Here is a 23196-nt window from a genome sequence, read left to right on the forward strand (position 1 = left end):
CAATATCACAGTAAAAATAAATCTTAAAAATATAAAAAACAAACTTGTAGGAGGATTTAATCAAAAATGAAAAAAACAGTATTAGCTTCAACATTAGCAGTAGGATTAGGTGTAACAGGATTCGCAGCAGGTAACTCAGCTGACGCAGCAGAACAAGGTGTAGATAAAGCAGAATTAGCAAATTTAGCACAATCTAACCCAGAACAATTAAATGCAGCACCAGTACAAGAAGGTTCATATAGTTATAACTTTAATTATAATGGTTTAAACTATAACTTTGAATCAAATGGACAAACTTGGTCTTGGAGTTATGGTGAAGGTTCAAGCGCTAACGCTTCAACAGTTGAACAACCACAACAAACTGCACCACAAACTGAACAAACACAACAACCACAACAAGAAGCAACTACAAAAGCTTCAACTCAATCATCAAGCTCAAATGAAGCTTCAAGTGGTTCTTCAGTAAATGTTAATTCACATTTACAAGCAATCGCTCAACGTGAATCAGGCGGCGACTTAAAAGCTGTTAACCCATCATCAGGTGCAGCAGGTAAATATCAATTCTTACAAAGTACTTGGGACTCAGTAGCACCAGCTGAATATAAAGGTGTATCTCCAACAGAAGCACCAGAATCAGTACAAGATGCTGCAGCTGTAAAACTTTATAACGAAGTTGGCGCTTCACAATGGGTTACTGCATAATCTGAAGTATAATTTTAATTAAAAATATAAGTATAAAACACTAATAAAAGCTATGAAGGAATCTCTTAGTAGAGATTCTTTCATAGCTTTTTTATATTAATATATTGGATGAATTTACGGTTATTTAAGAAGTATGTTATATAAAGTCATTCCAAATACCTTTATTTGGAGTAGAAGTTACAGAAATGATTTCATCTTTAATGGGGTGTTTGACGCTGAGTTTTGATGCCCAAAGTGCAATTTGTTGTCCGGGATTATTAAATTTCTGGCCATATTTTTGATCACCATATAATGGTAAGTTTTGATTTGCGAATTGTACTCTAATTTGATGTGAACGACCTGTTTTCAATTGGATTTGAACCAAGGTTTTATTGTTAATTGTTTTGATAACTTTATAATTCAAAATTGCCTCTTTAGCATCTTTTTTCTTGGAATCAACTGCATAAACAATATTTTTATTTCTATCTTTCCATAAATAGTCGCGAAGTTCACCTTCTTTTTTTGAAGGTATACCATGGATAATTGCTAGATATGTTCTATATAATTTTTGTTTTCTAAGTTCATTAGATAACCTAGAGGCTGCTTTGGATGTTTTAGCGAAAACAATTGTGCCTCCAACGGGCCGATCAAGACGATGTACGAGTCCAAGGTATACATTACCCGGTTTATTGTATTGGACTTTTATGTAATTTTTTAAAATGGACAATAAATCTTGATCTCTTGAGTTATCTTCTTGTACAGGAACATTAATTGGTTTCTCTACCATTAATAAATGGTTATCTTCATAAAGAATATTGTCGAACATTTAATTCCTCCAACATTTTATATATTGATAGGTTTTCATAAATTTTAAAATAAAATTATTAAAATTAAACCAAATTAAGATATTATCAGCAGTTAGATATAAATTCAATCTTTCTTATATTTAAAAGTCATAAAATGTAACCAGTTATAATGATATAAGTGAATATTATTTTCACACTAATTACATAATTATTACATATTTGTAAAAGCAATATTATATTTCATGGTTGATGTGATGGTTTTTTGAATGGAATTGAATTAAGTATTTAATGTAATTAGGGCGTAAAAATTCTAGATATTTTTTAACTTCACTGTAACCCACAAGCTTTTTTAAGATGTTACAGTAGGGATTAGCAAATTTGATAAAAGTAATTTTGCAAAACAGAAAACACAAATTTAAATATTTAAAAGTATAATCTCTTAGGAGGATTTATTAATAATGAAAAAAACAGTATTAGCTTCAACATTAGCAGTAGGACTTGGCGTAACAGGAATCGCAGCAGGAAATTCAGCAGATGCGTCTGAACAAGGTATCGATCAAGCACAATTAGCTCAACAAGCACAAAACAATCCGCAACAATTGAATGCTGAGCCAATACATGAAGGCGCTTATAACTATAACTTTAATCAAGATAATTTAAATTATAACTTTGAATCTGATGGCACATATTGGTCATGGAGTTATGGTGAAGGTTCAAACGGATCTAATGATGCATCAGCACAATCAACAAGTGATGCAGGACAACAAGAACAAGCACCACAAACTCAAGAACAAGCACCACAAACTCAAGAACAAACACAACCACAACAAGCTTCATCAGAACAACCAGCACAAGAACAAGCACCACAAACTGAGCAAACACAACAACCACAACAAGAATCAGCTTCATCACAACAATCAACAGATAGCTCAAGTGAAGCATCAAGTGGTTCATCAGTAGAAGTAAACGATCACTTGAAACAAATTGCAGAACGTGAATCTGGTGGCGACCTTAACGCTGTTAACCCATCATCAGGTGCAGCAGGTAAATACCAATTCTTACAAAGCACTTGGGATTCAGTAGCACCAGATGAGTATAAAGGTCAATCACCAACAGAAGCACCAGAATCAGTTCAAGACCAAGCAGCAATGGATTTATATGAATCTGAAGGTGCTTCACAATGGGTTACTGCGTAATAAGATAATATTCAATTTTAAAATATTGAATCATCAATCCCTAGGTTCTTTTATAGAATCTAGGGATTTTAATTTTTTAAAAAATATGTGTAATGATTAAATAAGGACATAATATAAAATAACTTTTGATAAATTGAAGTAAATATTATATATCAATAAATAATCATAACCCGCCTACGTTGAAAAACTTAAGTATTTTTATTATTATGTCTTCTGTATTAAAAAAATTATAGTTTAAAATTGTAATTCTGAAACTTTTTAGCATTGCTAAGAAGTTTCTTTTTGTGTTGAAAGAAAATGAACGAAGTATAGTTAAGAAAATGGTGTTCAAAAATTTAAATCATTTATAGAGAGGGTGTGAGTTTAATGGAATATAAAATTCATCTAAAAAATATTTGTTTTTGTCTTATAGGTACTTTTTTAATTGCAATAGGTGTTAATTCATTCGTTTTAGCTTCAAATTTAGGAGAAGGCGGCACAGTCGGTGTCTCCTTAAATCTGAAATATACTTTAGGCCTTTCTCCAGCATTGACGACGCTTATTATTAATATCATATTAATTGGTGTAGGATGGAAATATTTAAGTAAAACAACTGCACTTTATACGTTGATTACTGTGGTTGCGAGTTCATTTTTCTTAGGGATTACTGAATCTTTTAATTTGAATTTAGAGTCAGATTTTATCAATACTATTTTTTCAGGAGTGTTAATTGGTATTGGTACAGGCTTTGTTATATCTGCCCGTAGTACGTTGGGTGGTACTTCAGTTATTGCAAAAATCATAAACAAATATAGTGAAATTAAAACGTCACAAGCATTATTTATTCTTGATTCATTGATTGTTTTATCTTTCTTGCTTGTCTTACCTATTCAAAATGTACTTTATACAATTGTTATGTTATTTATCGTTGAAAAAAGTATGTCTTTTGTAATAGAAGGATTTAATCCTAAAAAAGCAATTACTATTATTTCAGATTTTAACGCGAACATTAGTAAACAAATTAATGAAGAAACGGGGCGTGGTTCTACACTGTTAAATGGTGTAGGAGGATATCAACAAAAAGAAACTAATGTACTTTACGTCGTCGTCCCTCAAAATCAGTTAGCTAGGATTAAAAAGATTGTAAACCGTCATGATGAAAATGCCTTTTTAGTTATCCATGATGTGCGAGATGTCCTGGGAAATGGATTTATGAAATTACAATAAGCATAAATAAGAAAATAAATGCAAATTAACTACAAAAGTTTGGTAATAATAGTCATTCATTTATAAATAAGAGGCTGGTATTTTTTTATTCTAGTTTGTTATAGGGAAAATGTGTTTCTATTATCAAATTTTAAAATAAGATGCGGGATAAAAAGATGACAATGGCCACTGTGAAAACACTGAACAATGTAGAAAATAACACAATTTTTGCGCGTAATTCTGGTAAGTTGTGCACCTAATAAAAGAAAAATGGCAATTTCTAATTTTATTTAGAAATTGCCATTTTTTAGTTAGCTTGATACATATTAAAATTATAAAATATTTACACATAATTTCAACGCATATTTGTATTATTCAAGTTGTTTAAAATTTTCAAGGCGTTTTGCCTTTTCTTCATCACTAATGTCATGTTTTTTAACATAACGATTACTTTCATGTTCAGCACATTCATGACAACAAGCACCTAAATAACGTGCTTCATTTTCTTCAGATACTAAAATTTGACGGTTACATTCAGGGTTTGAACAGTTGATGTAACGTTCACAAGGCGTACCGTCAAACCATTCTTTACCTACAACTGTTTTTTCAACTTGATTGACGTCTACACTGATACGTTCGTCAAATACATACATTTTACCGTCCCAATACTGACCTTTTGTTTCTGGATCTTTTCCATAAGTGGCGATACCACCTTCAAGCTGGCTTACGTCTTCAAAACCTTCTCTTAATAGATAACCGGAGAATTTCTCACAGCGAATACCACCAGTACAATAAGTAACGATTTTTTTGTCCATAAATTGATCTTTATTTTCTTTAATCCAGTCTGGTAAATCTCTAAAGCGAGTAATATTAGGTCGTATAGCACCACGGAAATGTCCTAAATCATATTCATAATCATTACGCGCATCGATAACAATTGTGTCGTCGTCAAATAATGCTTCTTTAAACTCTTTAGGTGATAAATAATTACCAGTAAGTTCTTTAGGATTAACATCTTGTTCTAAATCTAATGCCACAATTTCTTTTCTAGGACGAACGTGCATTTTTTTAAATGCGTGACCATCTGCTTCATCAATTTTGAAAGTAATTCCTTTGAACCTTTCATCTGATTGTAATGCATTCATATATTTGTCTGTTGCTTCAACTGTTCCGGAAACAGTACCATTAATACCTTCAGTTGATACTAAGATACGTCCTTTAAGCTCTAAATCTTTACAAAAATCTAAGTGTTCTGTAGCAAATGTTTCGGGGTCTTCAATATTTGTATATTTATAATACAATAGTACTCTGTAATCCATAATTCAATTCTCCTCTAAATTTTTTTCTGTTTATAATAGTTTTATATAAAATTAATAGTTTGATAGTATCGTGCGTCTACAATCCATAATGATATGATGAATGTGTATTTGTTATATGCTTTTATAAAAGGACGAAATTCTCCTCACTATATTGTAACAAAAAAGGTACAATATTCAATTTAAAAATTTTGTAAAACTAAATATTGTCAAAATTTTTTTGAAGAATATTAGGTTATTAATAAAAAACATGCTCTTTTCAAGTTTGTTATTATCAATGAAAAGAGCATGTATATAAATTTATTTATTTTTATTTGTAAAGATAAGTGCAACTACTAAACTAATTGTACTGATTGCAAAGACAATATTCATGATCGAAAGTGTTTCTATAATCACTACATCTTTGCCTAATCGTTCAAAAGCATTTTGTTGCATTTCTTTCTCAGAATTAAAATCACTGTCGGTTCTTGAAGGCTTTTCTTCAATATCTTCTAATAATCTTTCTTTAACTTTAGGCATATAATACCTCCTTATTCTCTAATATAAATTTTCCCTATTAACAAAAAATAAATCATAAATATATGAGCATTTGCATCATATGGTTGTGGTGTCTATACTTTTATTAAATAATGTATTAAATCAGGAGGGGATAGAATGGAAACTGTATATTTAGCAGGAGGTTGTCTCTGGGGTGTTCAGGCATTTGTTAAGACATTACCAGGTGTCATTCAAACAGAAGGTGGTAGGGCAAATGGTATTACGCATACCCTTGATGGAGAATACGACGGCTATGTAGAAGTAATTAAAACAACTTTTGATCCTGAAAAAGTGTCTGTTACTGATTTAATGGGGTATCTTTTTGAAATTATTGACCCTTATAGTGTAAACCAACAGGGCCAAGATATTGGTTTGAAATATAGAACAGGATTATATAGTGAAGACGTAAAACATTTAAAAGAAGCACAAGCATACATAGATGCAATTGAAGACCATCACCTTATTGCCACAGAGGTATTACCATTGACTAATTATGTTAAAAGCGCAGAAACACATCAAGACAGATTATCAAGATTTCCAAATGATTACTGTCATTTACCTAAAGCACTGGTTAATAAATATAAATAATGATAAAGCAAAGTGAATTCAAAATTAAAACCTCGTTGTATATCTTCAATCATTCTGTAGATATACAATGAGGCTTTGTTTTTATAAATAGTAGATAGCATTATCTTTTCACAATTTCACCATCAATACCTACAATTTTAATATTATCAGGGTTTTTTAATATCCCAATACGATCTAATGGATTATCATCTACGATAATAAAGTCAGCTTTTTTGTCTGTTTCAATTGTGCCTATTTCATTGTCATAACCTAGACATTCTGCTGCAGTTTTAGTGGATGCTACTATAGCTTGCATTGGTGTCATACCATGTTCAACCATTAACTCTAATTCACGTAAGTTGGTACCGTGTTTAAAGACACCAGCATCTGTACCCATGGCGATTTTTACACCTGCGTTTACAGCTTTAGTAAAACTTGTTGTATGTGCCTCTAAAACTTCTTTTGACTTTTCAACAGAACCTTCAGACATACCAAGTTCATCTGCAAATTCAATAACTGAAACAGGTGCTAGTAAAGTCGGTACGAGAAAGGTACCTTGTGCCTTCATTTTTTCTATTGCTTCATCATCTAGGTAAATGCCATGCTCTATAGAATGAATGCCTGCTGCGATACAATTTTTAACGCCTTGTAGACCTTGTGCATGTGCCATTACTTTTCTATTACCTCTGAATTGTGCTTCTTCAACCATAACTTTAAGTTCTTCAATAGAAAATTGTGTGAAGTCTGGATGATCTGTTGGACTTGTTACACCTCCAGTTGCATGAACTTTGATTACATCTGCACCAGCACGTAACATCTCTCTTACTTTTTTACGTACTTCTTCAACGCCATCACAAATTCCTGTAGGTAAACCTGGATAATCTTCAATAAAACTTGGCATAGTTATACCAGATTTCGTTAATTTATCACCATGGCCACCAGTAATCGTTAATGCATTGACACTAATTTGCATGCGTGGTCCGAGTATCAAACCATTTTGTACAGCTTCTTTAATCCCTTGGTCAGCACCAAGTGCATCACGCACGGTAGTGATACCGCAATTTACTGTACGTTTAAGATGATCTATAGCGCGATAGAATGTATAAGAAAATGGCGTAGCTAATTTATCTGTCAATGGTCTCATTTCTTCCATGATATGAACATGGCTATCTATCATGCCCGGTAATAAATATTTATCGGTACCATCGATGATTTCATGATTTTCATGGTTTAAATTCTGTCCAATAGTCTTAAAGCGATGATCTTGAATAATCACATCAACGTTTTGTTGTATAGCGCTACCAGTACCATCTATAAGGTTTATATTTTTTATAAGCATTTAAAATTCCTCCTAATTAATAAAATTCATAATAATACCTGTTAAAATCACGGAAGCTACCGTAACGGAAGTAAATCCACCTATCAACATAGGACTAAGTAATTCTTTGAAAAGTGCATCATGTTCTTTTTTGTTTTTGGTTAAACTACGACTCACTTCTTCACATAGCATGTAATCTCCAGGGAAACCATACAATGCAGTTAACGCAACTGGAAGTGCCTTTGTATAACGCCAACCAATCAATTTTGCAGCAACTGCTCCTCCGATTAAAATACCTATCGTACCTATTAATAAAATAAGTAAGATAGCTGGTAGGTGATGCCATAAATCTTGTGGTGTGATATCTCCCATAGAACCGATGACAATCAGCATGATAATAACAAGAATTAAAGTGAACGACTTGTTTTTTTCTAATTCTGCTTGTTCAAATAATCCTAGTTTTAGCCCGACAATCCCAAAGAATAAACTGATAAGTGTAAAATGAATTGGGGTCACTTCTCCAATTAAAAAAGCTAAACTAGCTAATACAAACATAATAAATAGTCTTAAAGTATTATTTTGTAAAATAGGATATTTATCATGTAAAGTATGTGTTGTTGATGTTCGAGTCGTTGATGCTTCTTCACGGGTATCAGTTTGTAAATTTTTAGATTCTTGTTGCAAAAAGTGTTTACCGTAACGTTTCATGATTACTGAACTTAATGGTAACCCGATAACACCTTGTAGACCTTGCACAAGTGCTGGTAAAACAATTAAATAACTTAAATCTAATTCCTTTAACTTATCAATTGTAATTAGTAATGCAACAATACCACCTGAGATAGGACCAACACCAGAAGCGGCGATACGAAAATCATAAACTAAAGATACGATGATTAAAATCATAGTCGTTGAACCTATAATGCCGAAAAGTGAAATAATCACTGCCTTCCACTGTGTTTTTAGCGTTGATAAAGGCATCATCGTTCCCATATGCATAATGGCAGGTGCTATAGCTAGTGCACCTAGTGAAGGTAAAATAGCTGAATCAAGAATATTTTCAGGAAATATACCTGACCATTTAAGTAATAAAAAACTGACCATTGCAGTCAAAAGCATTGGTACTCGTGCTTTTGTCAATGTTGAAATAACTTCCCCCAAAGCAATTAAAGCAAATAAAGCAGTTGCTGAAATAATAGGTTCACTCCACATGATAATTTCCCTCCCTAATTTAAAGTGATAGTAAGTATCATAGCATTAATAAAGGATAAAATTAACAGTAAATACAGAATTTTCAGAATATATTTTTGTTCAAAATCACCATGAAATTTTTTGGAAAATAGGTTTGATATTTAAATTTAAGAAGCGTAATATATAAAAAGTACACGGGGTGTACTGAAGTGATTTCACCCTTATAAATAGCTGGTCATGCGTGTTAAGCTAAGGCAAATATTTTTGTTTTAGTCTTTTTTTAACTTATAGTACATGGGATGTACAATTAAAGGAAGGTAGTTGGAAAAATGTTGAATGAATTTAAATTTATATTTAAAAATAAAATGTTAGTGGTATCTTTAATTGCAATATCACTTATTTCGTTGCTATACGTAGCTTTGTTCGTTGGTTCAATGTGGGATCCATACGATAAGACAGAAAATCTAAAAATATCTGTTGTAAACCACGATGAAAAAGCAACGCTTAATAATAAAGATATTACTATTGGCGATGATTTAGTAGATAAATTAAAAGATAATGATAAGTTTGATTTTCAAGTCGTTTCTGAAAAAGAAGCGAATAAACAATTGAATAGAGGTGAAAGTGTAGGAACTATTATTGTTCCCAAAAATGCCTCATCAAATGCAACGACAATTTTAGATGAAAACCCTAAAAAAATAAATCTAGAAACTAAGGTAAATCCTGGTTCTAGTTATACAGGAAGTCAATCTGCAAATTCAGCTATTAATACAGTGACTGAATCTATAAAAGATAATATAAGATCTAACTATTTGAGTGAATTATTCGCTAGTGCTAAAAAATCACAATCAGGTTATCAAGATACATCAGAAGCATTAGGACAAATGTCTGATGCAGAAACAGAACTCATTGATGGTAATCAACAAGTAACAGATGGTATTCAACAAATGGCACCAATGGTAGGTCAACCAGCTCAAAAATTATTATCGGGAAATCAACAGGTAACAGATGGGCTGAAAGAACTTCAAGCAAATAATGACGAATTAAAATCAAAAATTGATGATGCAGTTAGTCAACAAAATAATGTTTCATTTGAATCCGAAAATGAAAAAGCACTCAATGATGTTACAAAAGTAAAAGAAAATAATCCAACGAATGCTGATGAATACGGTGCAACGATTGTTCCTTATATGGCAAGTGTTAGTTTATTTGTTGGTGCGCTATCGTTTAGTGCTATTTATCCATTGAGAAAAACTATTGATAAATCTACAACTTCAGTGAGACAAGCTTTAGGAAAATTTGCATTATATATTGTTCAAGGTGCGTTGTCTGCGTTATTTATGAGTAGTTGGGTATTATTTGTGTTTAACATGTCAGTTGGTAATGTATGGAAATTTATATTAGTAGGTTTATTATGGGCTATTGCAGCAATTACAATTACATCGTTCCTAACATTATTCTTAGACAGAATAGGACTATTTATATCAATGATTCTTTTAATCTTACAATTAAGTGCAAGTGAAGGTATGTTCCCAATAGAACTTTCTGCAACGTTCTATAGATGGATACATCCATTTTCACCAATGTCTTACGCTATTCAAGGATACAGAGAAGCGATATTTACTAATGCAGGTCACTTTGACTTTGGATTTGTTGTAGCGTTACTTATCGGTATCATAGTCGTAATGATGATTTTACAATATTTAGTTCTACTATGGTTCAATAAGCGCGATAAGTTACCACTTTCTATCGAATTTAAGTAATTTATAAAGGGGGATAAGATTATGAATGATGTAGATGCATCGATTGAAAAAGCGATAACCAAATTTCAAATAGTGATGTTGTATTTAAACAAAGAAATTATTGAAATGGTGAACGAATCGTCTCTCACAAACTTACTTTCAAGAGAACAAATTGAAGCGATGAGAATTATTCAAACAAAAGGTCAAGTTACGATTAATGAGTTGGCTGGGCTGCAAAATATATTTAAAACAGCTGCTTCAAAAAGAATAGGTAAACTTGAAGAAATGGGCTATGTGCAAAGAGCATACTCAAATAATAAAAGAATAAAATTAGTTCAATTAAGCTTAGAAGGTGAAACATTTTTAAAGCAAGCGACTTCTGCAATGACAGAATCAGTAAAAAATCGCTTAGGTGACCAATTTTCACTTGAAGAAATAGAAGATTTTGTAAATCAATTGGAACGAATAGATGAAGCTTTTAGAAAAAGTAAATAATTACCTAGGAAATTAAATGTGTTATACATGGACTTGTAGCAACAGGATGCGTATACTAAATGATATAATTCTAAACAGATATTAACTAAAAAACATAAATTTTTGATTAGGGGTGAAACATAATGAAAAGAACAGCTGAACGTATACTTGCCTGGATTGGTATTGGTATACAACTACTAGGTGTAATTGTACTTGCGATATTCTTACCATTAGTTGGAAATGGTGACAATAAAAATGCAATGATACAAGCAATGATGGAAGACGATAGTTCGATCACATATGAAAATGGAGAAGCGGTTATTAATATGTTAAGTGGATTGGTAACTGCAGGTCTTATATTGTCTATTGTGCTACTTATAGTAGCAATCATCGGTGCAGTGTTAATTGGTAAAAAAGCAAAAGCTGCTGGTATTCTATTAATCATTGTTGGTGTTATTTCATTAATTGGTAATTGGATTACCGCAATATTGTGGTTAGTAGCAGGTATTATGTTACTTGTGAGAAAGCCACAAAAAGCAATTTATAGTAGAGATGAAGAAGATGATGCAAATCCCTATATCAAAGATGGATCACAAGTAAATGAACATAATAACTCATTTGTATTATCCGAAGATCAAAAAGAGAACGAACAACAAAAAATCAAAGAAAATTATTCCGATGATGATGAGGATAATAAATATAAATATTAATTCGTAATCCAAGTTTGCCTTTGATAGGTAAACTTGGATTTTTTGTATTTTATTCAGATTTAATCGTATCCAAAATTAATTGGAGCTGGTTATATAATTGATGTGGTTCTATCTTTGTATTTGTACTTTTAGAATAATGTTGTTTTATAAAATCTTTAGGTGTCATTTGCATCACATTTTTGAAATCTCTCAAATAAGTATTGTATGAACGGAACCCATAGTCTACCCAAATTGATTCACTATTGCCATTTGTTAATAACTCTCTAGATAAACTATAGATTTTAACTTTTTTAATATATTTGATTAATGAAATATTCATTTTTTTTGAAAATTCTCTAGACAAATAGCTACTGTTTACGTAAAAATTTTTGGCAATTAAATTCAGCGTTAATGGTTGTTTGTAATGTTGGTTAATATATTCTACAACATTTTTAATTAATTTATTTGAGTAAGTCAACTGTCCATATATATTTGCTTGAGATGAATTGAGGTAATTGATTAATTTAATAACTCCGATATCTCCATTAAATGAATTGTTTTCTAAAATATTTTTTAAAGTTGTAATATAGGTTTCAGTAATCAATTTACTTAATTTATATTTTTCTAGAAGGTTTTCCTGATTTATTAAGGTGAACCGATGATAACTTAAATTATTTACTGAAATACAAGCAAGCATACCTTCTCGATGAATAATGAGGTTTTCTTCAAAATCATATACTACAAATACATCTCCTCGATGAAATATAAAATTTGATTTTACTTTTTGGAAATGAATCATACCTGAAATGACTAAATATATATTGGAAAAGTTAGGTGTATTTAAATGTTCTAATTTATCGCCTTCATCATAAATGATTTGGTTATAATTCATTAAACCCCTCCTTTCCTTAAATGTTAGCTAGTAAAATTGGCAATGATTTATAGTAAAATGAGAATCAGATTAAGTATTAAGGTTTTGAGAGCGTACACAATAAATTCGTTCAGGAAATGTAGATATACTTAAATTTAATTTCATTTATTTAAATAGTACTCTTTTTAAATTTAATAAGTCAATTAATGTTGCGTAATTATAATAAAATAAAATTCTAAAACTAAAAAAATGGATAATTTTTGCATCTGTTTATAATATATTCTATGATGGTACACTAAAATAGTAATAAATCCGAACAATTCGTGAATAATATTGAAGTGTTAAATAATTGAAAATATGTTCAGCTTTTCATTATGACAATTATTTTGGTAACTATCGTTATGATTTAGCAATATATCTAAGACTATTAGCTTTTATAAAAGATGCAATGTGAGCAACTAAAGTAACATTTCTGACAGATAAGCGAGCAAAAAGTAGAATGTCGAACACGAATTGGTGTAATATCAAGTGAAAAATGAATAGAGATAATTATTAAAATATAATAAAATAGGTTGTTCTATTGAGGAAGGTAACAAAAACATGTAAATTGATAGTAAAGGTTAATTTAGACATTAAATTGAAATGAACGAATGAGGTGAGCTAAATGATGATGATGATTGGTATACTTACACCGTTATTAGTTGTTGGTTTTATAGTTATGTCAATTTTGGAAGAAAAAAAACGAAACAAAAGAAAGCAAGAAAATAATAGCGATGAACAAAAGCAGATTAATAATACTACTAATAGCGATGAAGTCAACCGAAAAGACGAATGATATATTATCTTATTGTTATAAATCCCTTTTAAATAATAAAGCAAATCCATTAAATGATGTACAAATTAAAATAGTGTAATCTTAGTAAAGTTTAGAATTTTTATTGATACGATATAGGAGTTGAAATATGAAATTGATTTCTAATTTATCAATTTTTATTTCACTCCTAATTTTTATATTTTTAAAGTATACAAACAACATAGTTTTAAAAATCAGATATCTAAATTTAGCTTAAATACAAATGAATATGTCTAGTGTTAAAGTTTCTTACGAGGGAGTGTTCTAGGATGAGTGAAATGGTTTATATATTACAGAGTGTGTTATTACCTATTTTTATAATGATAGCATTGGGATTTATCTTACAGAAAAAGTTCACTCTAGATTTAAAGACTTTAGCTAAATTAAACATCTATGTGTTTGTTCCAGGATTTATTTTTGTAAAATTTTATAAAACAAATTTTGAACTGCGTTTATTATTGTATATTGTATTGTTTTTCATAATATACATCATTTTTTTATATATAGTGGGGAAAGTTTTAACTATAATAAACAAGAGGGATAAGGGCGAGGCTACAACGCTAACCAATAGTGTATTATTTTTTAATTCTGGAAACTATGGTGTGCCAGTCAATGACCTAGTGTTCAAGGGTGATCCACTAGCGATGTCAGTACAAGTCATCGTTTTATCATTACAAAATATTTTCACTTTTTCATATGGTATTTTCGCAATACAGTCTGCACAAATTGGAAAATTGAAAGCGATGTTAGGGTATTTTAAAATGCCAGTATTATACGCTTTGCTGTTTGCAATTATTTTAAATTATGCTGATATCCCTATACCGGAATTTATTTGGACGCCAGCTAACTATGTAGCGGATGCGATGATTGCAATTGCTTTAATTATGTTAGGCGCACAAATTGCCAATATAAACTTTACTTTTAAGTGGTCATTATCATATATTTTTATATTTGTACGCTTAGTGATTGGACCAGTCATCGCATTAATAATTATAAAAATCATGGGTATTGAAGGCGTGATTGCGCAAACATTGTTTATCGCTTCAGCAATGCCGACGTCAGTAAATAGTTCTGTGATTGCTCAGGAGTATGACAATCACCCAGAACTTGCAGCAGAGCTTGTCTTTTTATCTACTTTATTAAGTTCAATTACTGTGGTGGTTGTTATTTACGCTTCTAAATTACTATTTTAGATACTTAAAAAGTTACATGCATTATCATTACTTATACTTTTATGCACTGAGAAAAAATATCTCAGTGCTTTTTTGTTTTAGTTTTAATAAATTTGAATGAACTTAAAAATAGCTAATGTATTTTAAAACATTGAAAACAGTATCATTACATTTCTTAACATAAAATGTTATATCATTCACTGTTGTTACTTGTTTGATGTATAAAAATTGAATTGAAAATATTTTCTTTATAAAAACAATTTTTATTTTCAAATATATTGTGCTATAAATATAACGTGAATGACATTGAAAATAAATAGTTTAAAAATAACTATAAATAAAAGGATGGTATATGTGAAAGAGATTGTATTAGGCATAGATATCGGTACAAGTTCTGTTAAAGCCATTGCTATTAATAAAAAAGGTGACGTTTTAGATGTTACTAGTGAACCAATTCATGTTATTAATCAACAAACAGGTTTTAGTGAACAAAATCCAGAAGATTGGTACGAAGCCTCTAAAGATTGTATAAAGTACTTATTGAATTCGGAAAAGTTAGCAGGTATGAAGGTTAAAGGTATATCATTTTCTGGTCAAATGCATAGTTTAGTGTTACTTGACCATCAATTTCAACCACTTAGAAATGCCATTTTATGGAATGATACAAGATCCACTTTTCAGTGTGAACAAATAAAACAGCAATTTGGTGAATATGTAATGGATAATCCTGTTTTAGAAGGTTTTACATTAACGAAGTTGTTATGGGTTAAAGAAAATGAACCGTTGATTTGGTCCAAAGCAAATGTCTTTTTACTGCCTAAAGATTATGTGAGATTTAAATTCACAGATACGATAAATATGGAATATTCTGATGGATCAAGCACATTGTTAATGGATATAGCAAATAAGTGCTGGAATAAAAATATTTGTGACTATTATGGTGTATACCAACTTTGTCCAAATTTAATTGAATCCCAAGATTTTGTAGGGTACCTTAATACTTCAATTGCAGAGGAATTAGGTTTAGATAAAGATGTCGCAGTATATGCTGGGGGCGGAGACAATGCCTGTGGCGCATTAGGAGCAGGCGTTATTAGTGAGGGCGACACACTATGTAGTATTGGTACTTCGGGTGTCATATTAGCGTGTGATTCTGAGAATACAGCGACTTATGGTCACAATATACATCACTTTAATCATGTGCTCCCTCAAAATTCTTATGCAATGGGTGTCATATTAGCTGCAGGTGATAGTTTAAAATGGTTTCAAAAAAACATTACGCCAAGCTTAACTTATAGCCAAATTTTGGATGAAGCTAAACAATCTTCTCTAGGGAGTAATGGTTTAATATATGCACCATATTTATCAGGAGAACGTACACCCCACGGTGATAGTCAAATTAGAGGAAGTTTTATTGGCTTAAGTCATATGCATAATAATAAAGATATGGCTCGTGCTGTGATTGAAGGCATCACTTTTGCATTATATGAATCTATCTATTATTTACGTAAAAATGATAAAAAAATTAAAGAAATGATTTCTATCGGTGGTGGGGCTAAAAGTGATTTTTGGCTTCAGTTATAAGCAGATATCTTTAACGCTAAAGTATATAAATTAAAGCATGAAGAAGGACCAAGTATGGGTGCAGCGATGATAGCAGCAAAAGGTGTAGGGTGGTTTAATGATGTCGCTGAGATGGTTCAACAATTTATTCAATATGATAAAGTATTTGAACCCAGTGTAGAACGTCATATGCAATATATGAAATATTTTGCAATATACCAAAAAATTTACGATGAGACTAAAGAAATAACAAAGGAATTATTAAAAATCTCTCACTAAAATTATTTTATAGCAACAATCATGCATGATTGGTCATGATATTTCCTAGAAAATAATAAGCTGAAAATATATAAGGTTGAAAAAATACAGTTTTTACGTTAAATTAAACATGAATTAATTGTAAAATTCACATTAATTAAATAGAGCTAAGTTTAACCACTGGAAGTGCCTTTATGATAAAAAGGCTGAGACTAGCGTGATACGCTAGAATTCCTTGAACCTGATCCAGTTTGTACTGGCGTAGGAAAAGTGGCGTTATAAACCATATTTGTCCGTTCACATTAACGTTATTTTTCCTATTTGGAAAAATAACGTTTTTTTATTTTAGGAGTGATTATAGTGATTATTGCGATTACCAGTTATCATAAATTAACTAAGCAAGATAGCATTAATTATTGCGAAATTGAACCTTATATAGATTACCTAATCGTCAGATCACCGATGTGTACTTCTGAGACAATAGAATGGATAAACCAACTAAAGCAACGGCATTTTCCGAAAGATAAAATTATTATTCACAGTGATTATCATGTACTCCAATCTTGCGACTTGTCACGTATACATTTTAGAGAAAATGATGAGCAAATTCGTGCTTTAAAACAACATTGTTCAAACATAAAAATAAGTATGTCTACACACAATCGCCAGGCGATCCAATGTGCAGAGGATTTAAATTTGGATTTTGTACTTTATGGGCACGTATTTGAAACAAAGTCTAAAAAAGGATTAGCACCTAAATCATTAACTGAGGTTAATGATGCATTGAAAAGTGATATTCCTGTAGTCGCATTAGGTGGTATTAATTTAAAAACGGTGTCTCATTTACCTAAAGGATTTCAAGGTATCGCAGGTATATCAATATTTAATCACTCGATAAAAACAGTACAAGCCTTACACAGAGCATGGTTAAATTATGAAGTAACCTAAGGTTAATTATTTACTTATCAATAAGTGAGAAAGGAATGAATCGTGATGCATTGTGTTATTAATGGTGATAATTTCACATTTGAAAACCCTTTGAATATACAAGAAATATTGCAAACACTCGGGTTAGAAGAAAAGAGAGTGATTGTTGAACATAATAAAAAATTAATTAAACAAAACCAATTTCAAGATTATATCGTTAATGATAAAGATTGTTTAGAATTACTAGAATTTGTAGGAGGCGGATAGGATGTTTAAAATAGGTAAATTTGAATTTAATTCAAGATTGTTATTAGGTACTGGTAAATTTGAAACAGAAGCCATTCAAAAGGAAGCTATAAACGCGTCTGAAACAGAGGTTTTAACTTTTGCAGTGCGTCGAATGAACTTATATGATGAGAAATTACCTAATCCTTTAGCAAAAGTTGACTTATCAAACTTTGTTACTTTTCCTAATACTGCTGGTGCAACATCAGCTGAGGAAGCGATAAGAATTGCAGAAATTGCTAACCACGCCCATCTTTGTGACATGATTAAAGTAGAAGTGATAGGTGATCAGGAAACCTTACTACCCGATCCTTTAGAAACATATGAGGCATGCAAAGTTTTGCTAGAAAAAGGTTATACAGTGTGTCCTTACATTTCAAATGATGTTGTACTTGCCAAACGTCTAGAAGAATTAGGTGTGCATGCAATTATGCCACTAGCTTCACCTATTGGTACTGGAAGAGGAATAAATAATCCTTTAAATCTACGTTATATTATTGAACGCGCCAATGTACCTGTAATAGTCGATGCAGGTGTAGGATCACCAAAAGATGCATGCCATGCTATGGAATTAGGTGCAGATGCCATTCTATTAAACACAGCAATTTCAAGTGCGAAAGATCCAGGGAAGATGGCAGAAGCTATGAAGTTGGGCATTCAAGCAGGAAGAATGAGTTATCAGGCAGGAAGAATACCAGTTAAGTATACAGCTCAAGCTTCAAGTCCAACAGAAGGAATCGGATTTTTATGATGGAAAGGTATTCTCGTCAAATACGTTATAAAAATTTTGGAAGAAATGGTCAGCGTAAACTAGAACAAACACACGTGATGATCGTAGGAGCCGGAGCATTAGGAAGTCATTGTGCAGAAATATTATCACGTATGGGAGTTGGCGAACTTACAATAATTGATATGGATATTGTAGAAATATCAAATTTACATAGGCAAGCCACTTATACTGAAAATGATGCACAAATGATGGTACCCAAAGTAGAAGCATTAAAAAAGCATTTATTAGATATAAATTCTAATATTAAAATCAACGCATTATACCAAGAAATAACTTGCACCAACATTGAACACATTTTAAGAAACTCTAATCCTGCTATCGTCATGGATGGAATGGATCATTTTAAAATTAGGTACTTGATTAACGAAGCATGCCACAAATTTTCGATACCTTGGATTTATGGGGCTGCAATTGGAAGTCAAGGCACCATTTATGGCATTGATTATAAAGGACCATGTTTAAAATGTGTGCTCGATAAAATACCTGAATCTGCAGAAAGTTGTTCTATTAATGGTGTGTTGCCTACAGTCATATACCAAGTAGCTAGTATGGAAGTCTCAGAATTATTGCGTTGGCTAACATCAGCTGGATTCTCTCAAAAATTAATAACGATAGATACTTTTTCAATTCAGTATCATACAGTGAATATCAACCAACTTAAAAATAGCAATTGTAGTATTTGTGTACATCAGCAATATGATTTACTTAATCAACCTCAGCGTACAAACGTAGAGTCTCAATGTGGCGATACATTTTTGCTTCGTTTCGATGAAAAAATGTTTGAATATGCGCATTATCTACCTGCAAAAATTAAAAAAGCAAATAGTTTTGCTAAATTACTTTCTTATAACGACACCGATATTACTTTATTTAAAGATGGCCGTATGAATGTTTATGGATTAGAAGATGAAGCACAAGCGCATGCATTATATACGCATTTTGCTAAAAGCATAAAATAGGACGTTTACATTTCTCAAAAGCAAAAATTTTAGAATAAAAATTAATGTTTCTTAAATCGTAACAAGTTTATGACATATTTGTTAACAGCCCTTCTTAACATTGAAACACTATATATTGTGGTATAAATTATGTTTATATACAATATATAGAAAAGAAGGGGTAAAATGAATAAATTAGAACAAGATTTGACGAAACTTATTACAAAAGATCCTACAGTTATTAACGAAAATGCGAATAAAGATAGTGCCACTTTTTCTACGATGAGAGATTTAACAGCAGGTGTTGTATCTAAATCATATGCTTTAGATTACTTATTGCCTAAACATATAGCAGAGGCACATAAAAGTGGTGATATACATTTCCATGATTTAGATTATCACCCTTTCCAACCACTCACTAACTGTTGTTTGATCGATGCTAAAAATATGTTGAAACATGGCTTTCGAATTGGCAATGCATCTGTAACATCTCCAAAATCAATTCAAACAGCTTCAGCTCAGCTAGTTCAAATTATCGCTAACGTTTCTAGTAGTCAGTATGGGGGTTGTACCATTGATAGAGTAGATGAATTATTAAGTGACTACGTAAAATATAATGAAGCAAAACATCGAAAATTAGCGCAACAATTTGTTGAAGATACACATATTGATGCTTATGTTGATCATCAAATTACACAAGACATTAATGACGCAATTGAAAGTCTAGAATATGAAATAAATACACTTTATACTTCAAATGGACAAACGCCATTTGTCACTCTTGGTTTTGGCCTAGGTATAGATGAATATAGTAGAAAAATTCAACAAGCTATATTGAAAACACGAATAAAAGGACTCGGAAAAGATCGTATTACAGCCATCTTTCCTAAACTTGTTTTTTCCATTAAAAAAGGGGTGAATTTTAGTCAAGATGACCCTAATTATGATATTAAAAAATTAGCGTTAGAGTGTTCTACAAAAAGAATGTACCCAGATATATTAAATTATGATAAAACAGTAGAAATTTTAGGTGATTTTAAAGCGCCAATGGGTTGTCGTTCTTTTTTACCAGAATGGAAAAATAAGCAAGGTGAAGCAGAAAATAATGGAAGATGTAATTTAGGGGTAGTTACGCTTAATGTACCTAGGATAGCTATAGAATCAAATGGTGATATGGAAAAGTTCTGGGAAATATTTCATGAGAGAATGCAAATTATGCACGATGCATTAGTTTATCGCATTAAACGTATGGAACAAGCTACGCCTGATAACGCCCCTATTTTATATAAAAATGGTGCTTTTAAACATTATTTAAGTGATGAAGATAGTGTAATGTCACTATTTAAAAATAAACGTGCCACGCTGTCGATCGGTTATATAGGTTTGTATGAGGCAGCTACAGTGTTTTATGGCCCTGAATGGGAAAAAACAGCAAGAGGTAAAGCATTTACGCTTCAAATATTAAAAGCTATGAAAGTTTATCAATTGGAATGGACAGAACGCTACGATATTTGGTTTAGTATCTATAGTACACCAAGTGAGTCTTTAACAGATCGTTTTTGCAGATTAGATAAAGAAAAGTTCGGAGATATATTAGATATTACGAGCAAGGGATATTATCAAAATTCGTTCCACTACGATGTGCGAAAAGATATTACACCGTTTGAAAAGATAGATTTTGAAAAAGATTATCCATTTTATGCTAGCGGTGGTTACATACATTATTGTGAATATCCAAAATTAGATCATAATATTAAAGCATTAGAAGCGGTTTGGGATTATTCATATGACAAAATCAGTTATCTAGGAACAAATATCCCTATAGATCATTGTCGTTTATGTGATTTTAAAGGTGATTTTAAAACAACCCCAACAGGATATCAGTGTCCGGAATGTGGAAATAGTGATCCTAAAACCGTAGATGTAGTAAAACGCACATGTGGTTATTTAGGAAATCCAGTGCAACGTCCTACAATCGAAGGTAGACATAAAGAAATTTGTGCAAGAGTAAAACATATGAAAGATCAATCGATATGACAATATTAAATATCATAAATGGACAAGGTTATATTGCCAAAATAGAGTCACAAAGTTTCGTAGATGGCGAAGGTGTGAGATGTAGTTTATATGTTTCAGGATGTCCATTTGCATGTTTAAATTGCTATAATAAAGTAGCACAAAATTTTAAATATGGTGAAAAATTTAATGATGAAATTTTGAAAGAAATAATAGAAAATTGTGATCCGGATTATATAGAAGGTTTAAGCATTTTAGGTGGGGAGCCATTTTGCAACTTAGACATAACACTCAAATGTGCTCATGCATTTAGACAACGTTTTGGTCATGAAAAAACTTTATGGGTATGGACAGGATTTTTATTTGAATACTTAAGGAATGATCAATATCAAAGAAATGAATTATTAAAAAATATAGATGTACTCGTGGACGGTCCTTTCATTCATCACTTATACAAACCCAATTTACCTTATAAAGGTTCATTAAATCAGCGTGTCATCGATGTGCAAAAATCACTAGCTAGCGGTAGAATTCATGAATATATAATTTAATGTTGTGATTCCATAACTATTTCCTGAAATTTAAGCGAATTGCTATTATTATGATATAAAGTTAATTACAATCATAATGAAGACAAAAATAGATTTAGTAAAGTGCTATTAAAGGAGCGTATAAGCAATGTGTACAGGTTTTTCATTTATGTCTGAGAATCATCAAGCTATATTAGGTCGAACAATGGATTTTGTTTATCAATTAAAAGGCAACCCAGCAGTTCAACCACGTCACTATTACTGGGAATCACGTGTAGAGTATAAAGGTGAAACATTATATGGTTTCGTAGGTTCAGGCAGTGATATGGAAGGTTTTTTATTTGGGGACGGTGTTAATGAGCATGGCATTGGCGTTTCAGTACAATATTTCAGAGGCTACGCTTCTTACGCAAATGAAACTAAAGCAGGCTATATGAATATTGCTCAAAATGAAGTGATAAATTGGATACTAGGTTATAACAAAAACATAGCTGATTTAATAAAAAATGCCCAATCTGTCAATGTTGTGGCGCATACTCTGAATGACCTCTCTGAAGTTCCACCGTTACATTATCATATTTCTGATGATACGGGTAGAACAGTAGAGCTTACTTTTAATAAAGGTCAAATAGTGGTTAATGACAATCCAGTTGCCGTTTTGACTAACAACCCTGATTTAAATTGGCATTATGAAAATTTAAAGAATTACATAAACATTACACCCCAAAAGCCAAAAGAAAAAAAGTTTGCTAATATTAATTTGAAATCGTTGGGAAATGAAGGCGGCACGTATGGCTTACCAGGTGGATATACTTCAGCAGAGAGATTTATTCGCATTGCTTACTTGAAAAATTATTTAGAAGAAGCAACAAATAGTCCAGAACAAGACATACTTAATGCATTTAAATTATTGGAAATCATGAGTATACCTAAAGGTGCAGTTAGAGATGAAGAAAATGAGTTACATTATACGTTGTATCAAACCGTATTAAATTTAACGACACGCACATTTTATATTAAATGGTATAATTCTAATAAAATTACTGAATTACATTTATCAGAAGACTTACTAAATAAAAAAGAAATGACGATTTTTGAGCCAACTGAAGGATTAGCAATAACTCGTTTGAATTAAAATTCAAACCGAGTACATGTATCGAATGAACTTTAAATAATAAATAACTAATAAAAGACACATAAAAACTGCTGTTTTTATGTGTCTTTTTTATGTTTATTAACAATCATTTTTGATGGTAAAACGTATTAATCTCACTATTTTACTTAAAAATTC

Annotated in this window: 22 protein-coding genes, 1 pseudogene and 1 riboswitch; of the genes and pseudogenes, 17 read left to right on the forward strand and 6 right to left on the reverse strand. The window is 31.2% G+C overall.

Annotation, left to right across the window (positions count from 1 at the left end):
* The first annotated feature begins 66 nt into the window (after positions 1-66).
* Positions 67-702: a transglycosylase family protein gene (locus FYJ81_RS10925; protein WP_154409638.1), complete on the forward strand. Its 636-nt coding sequence runs from the start codon at positions 67-69 to the stop codon at positions 700-702.
* Between the two features lie 136 nt (positions 703-838).
* Here the strand turns inward: FYJ81_RS10925 and FYJ81_RS10930 are convergent, their stop codons facing one another.
* Complete coding sequence (locus FYJ81_RS10930) at positions 839-1507, reverse strand: RluA family pseudouridine synthase (RefSeq protein ID WP_154409639.1); 669 nt, start codon at positions 1505-1507, stop codon at positions 839-841.
* A 438-nt stretch (positions 1508-1945) separates the two neighbouring features.
* Here FYJ81_RS10930 and FYJ81_RS10935 point away from each other — a divergent pair, with 438 nt between their 5' ends.
* Together FYJ81_RS10935 and FYJ81_RS10940 are read left to right on the forward strand one after the other, a co-directional pair.
* Complete coding sequence (locus FYJ81_RS10935) at positions 1946-2683, forward strand: transglycosylase family protein (RefSeq protein WP_154409640.1); 738 nt, start codon at positions 1946-1948, stop codon at positions 2681-2683.
* 366 nt (positions 2684-3049) lie between these two features.
* Positions 3050-3889 (forward strand): YitT family protein, encoded by an 840-nt coding sequence (locus FYJ81_RS10940; protein WP_019469175.1) that lies wholly within the window; start codon positions 3050-3052, stop codon positions 3887-3889.
* A gap of 350 nt (positions 3890-4239) precedes the next feature.
* On the opposite strand, the gene trhO is transcribed toward FYJ81_RS10940, so the two are convergent.
* Positions 4240-5187, reverse strand: a complete 948-nt coding sequence (trhO, locus tag FYJ81_RS10945; protein ID WP_154409641.1) for an oxygen-dependent tRNA uridine(34) hydroxylase TrhO — start codon at positions 5185-5187, stop codon at positions 4240-4242.
* 297 nt (positions 5188-5484) lie between these two features.
* Positions 5485-5703, reverse strand: a complete 219-nt coding sequence (locus tag FYJ81_RS10950; protein WP_040030347.1) for a hypothetical protein — start codon at positions 5701-5703, stop codon at positions 5485-5487.
* Between the two features lie 135 nt (positions 5704-5838).
* Between FYJ81_RS10950 and FYJ81_RS10955 the strand changes: the two genes are divergently transcribed.
* On the forward strand, positions 5839-6309 hold the full coding sequence (locus FYJ81_RS10955) for a peptide-methionine (S)-S-oxide reductase (RefSeq protein WP_019469172.1): 471 nt from the start codon (positions 5839-5841) through the stop codon (positions 6307-6309).
* Positions 6310-6409: 100 nt separating this feature from the next.
* Here the strand turns inward: FYJ81_RS10955 and FYJ81_RS10960 are convergent, their stop codons facing one another.
* On the reverse strand, positions 6410-7627 hold the full coding sequence (locus tag FYJ81_RS10960) for a metal-dependent hydrolase family protein (protein ID WP_019469171.1): 1218 nt from the start codon (positions 7625-7627) through the stop codon (positions 6410-6412).
* A 12-nt stretch (positions 7628-7639) separates the two neighbouring features.
* On the reverse strand, positions 7640-8818 hold the full coding sequence (locus FYJ81_RS10965) for a hypothetical protein (protein WP_154409642.1): 1179 nt from the start codon (positions 8816-8818) through the stop codon (positions 7640-7642).
* Positions 8819-9126: 308 nt separating this feature from the next.
* Here FYJ81_RS10965 and FYJ81_RS10970 point away from each other — a divergent pair, with 308 nt between their 5' ends.
* The 3 genes from FYJ81_RS10970 (at position 9127) to FYJ81_RS10980 (ending at position 11723) form a co-directional block, all read left to right on the forward strand.
* On the forward strand, positions 9127-10560 hold the full coding sequence (locus tag FYJ81_RS10970; RefSeq protein ID WP_019469169.1) for a YhgE/Pip domain-containing protein: 1434 nt from the start codon (positions 9127-9129) through the stop codon (positions 10558-10560).
* Positions 10561-10581: 21 nt separating this feature from the next.
* Entirely contained in the window at positions 10582-11034 is a 453-nt protein-coding gene (locus tag FYJ81_RS10975; protein ID WP_107383473.1) for a MarR family winged helix-turn-helix transcriptional regulator, read from the forward strand.
* A 122-nt stretch (positions 11035-11156) separates the two neighbouring features.
* Entirely contained in the window at positions 11157-11723 is a 567-nt protein-coding gene (locus FYJ81_RS10980; protein ID WP_019469167.1) for a DUF4064 domain-containing protein, read from the forward strand.
* Between the two features lie 49 nt (positions 11724-11772).
* Here the strand turns inward: FYJ81_RS10980 and FYJ81_RS10985 are convergent, their stop codons facing one another.
* Positions 11773-12594 carry an AraC family transcriptional regulator gene (locus FYJ81_RS10985; protein ID WP_107383472.1) on the reverse strand — a complete coding sequence of 274 codons (822 nt, stop codon included), beginning with the start codon at positions 12592-12594 and terminating at the stop codon, positions 11773-11775.
* A gap of 643 nt (positions 12595-13237) precedes the next feature.
* On the opposite strand from FYJ81_RS10985, the gene FYJ81_RS10990 reads away from it, so the two are divergent.
* The 10 genes and pseudogenes from FYJ81_RS10990 to FYJ81_RS11035 all read left to right on the forward strand — a co-directional run bounded on the left by FYJ81_RS10990 (position 13238) and on the right by FYJ81_RS11035 (position 23040).
* Entirely contained in the window at positions 13238-13408 is a 171-nt protein-coding gene (locus FYJ81_RS10990; protein WP_154409643.1) for a hypothetical protein, read from the forward strand.
* Positions 13409-13695: 287 nt separating this feature from the next.
* Entirely contained in the window at positions 13696-14619 is a 924-nt protein-coding gene (locus FYJ81_RS10995) for an AEC family transporter (protein WP_107523623.1), read from the forward strand.
* 333 nt (positions 14620-14952) lie between these two features.
* A pseudogene (gene xylB, locus FYJ81_RS11000) lies at positions 14953-16440 on the forward strand (xylulokinase).
* Between the two features lie 151 nt (positions 16441-16591).
* Positions 16592-16705: riboswitch (TPP riboswitch) on the forward strand.
* Between the two features lie 74 nt (positions 16706-16779).
* Positions 16780-17367, forward strand: coding sequence for a thiamine phosphate synthase (locus FYJ81_RS11005; RefSeq protein ID WP_107505251.1), 588 nt, complete (start codon positions 16780-16782; stop codon positions 17365-17367).
* A 45-nt stretch (positions 17368-17412) separates the two neighbouring features.
* On the forward strand, positions 17413-17613 hold the full coding sequence (thiS, locus tag FYJ81_RS11010; protein ID WP_154409644.1) for a sulfur carrier protein ThiS: 201 nt from the start codon (positions 17413-17415) through the stop codon (positions 17611-17613).
* A gap of 1 nt (position 17614) precedes the next feature.
* Entirely contained in the window at positions 17615-18382 is a 768-nt protein-coding gene (locus tag FYJ81_RS11015; protein ID WP_107386322.1) for a thiazole synthase, read from the forward strand.
* Entirely contained in the window at positions 18382-19380 is a 999-nt protein-coding gene (locus FYJ81_RS11020) for a ThiF family adenylyltransferase (RefSeq protein ID WP_181187285.1), read from the forward strand. Before FYJ81_RS11015 ends, FYJ81_RS11020 begins: the two co-directional genes overlap by 1 nt.
* A gap of 165 nt (positions 19381-19545) precedes the next feature.
* The gene (gene nrdD, locus FYJ81_RS11025; RefSeq protein WP_107386324.1) at positions 19546-21396 is read left to right on the forward strand and encodes an anaerobic ribonucleoside-triphosphate reductase; all 1851 of its coding nucleotides are present in this window, start codon (positions 19546-19548) and stop codon (positions 21394-21396) included.
* Positions 21393-21926 (forward strand): anaerobic ribonucleoside-triphosphate reductase activating protein, encoded by a 534-nt coding sequence (nrdG, locus tag FYJ81_RS11030; RefSeq protein ID WP_154409645.1) that lies wholly within the window; start codon positions 21393-21395, stop codon positions 21924-21926. The genes nrdD and nrdG overlap by 4 nt, the downstream gene beginning before the upstream one ends.
* A 127-nt stretch (positions 21927-22053) precedes the next feature.
* Positions 22054-23040, forward strand: coding sequence for a choloylglycine hydrolase family protein (locus FYJ81_RS11035; RefSeq protein ID WP_019469156.1), 987 nt, complete (start codon positions 22054-22056; stop codon positions 23038-23040).
* The last annotated feature ends 156 nt before the right edge of the window (positions 23041-23196 follow it).

Origin of the sequence: Staphylococcus sp. McC-251-APC-3A2 (genome assembly GCF_009695665.1) — a bacterium.
Classification (GTDB): domain Bacteria; phylum Bacillota; class Bacilli; order Staphylococcales; family Staphylococcaceae; genus Staphylococcus; species Staphylococcus cohnii.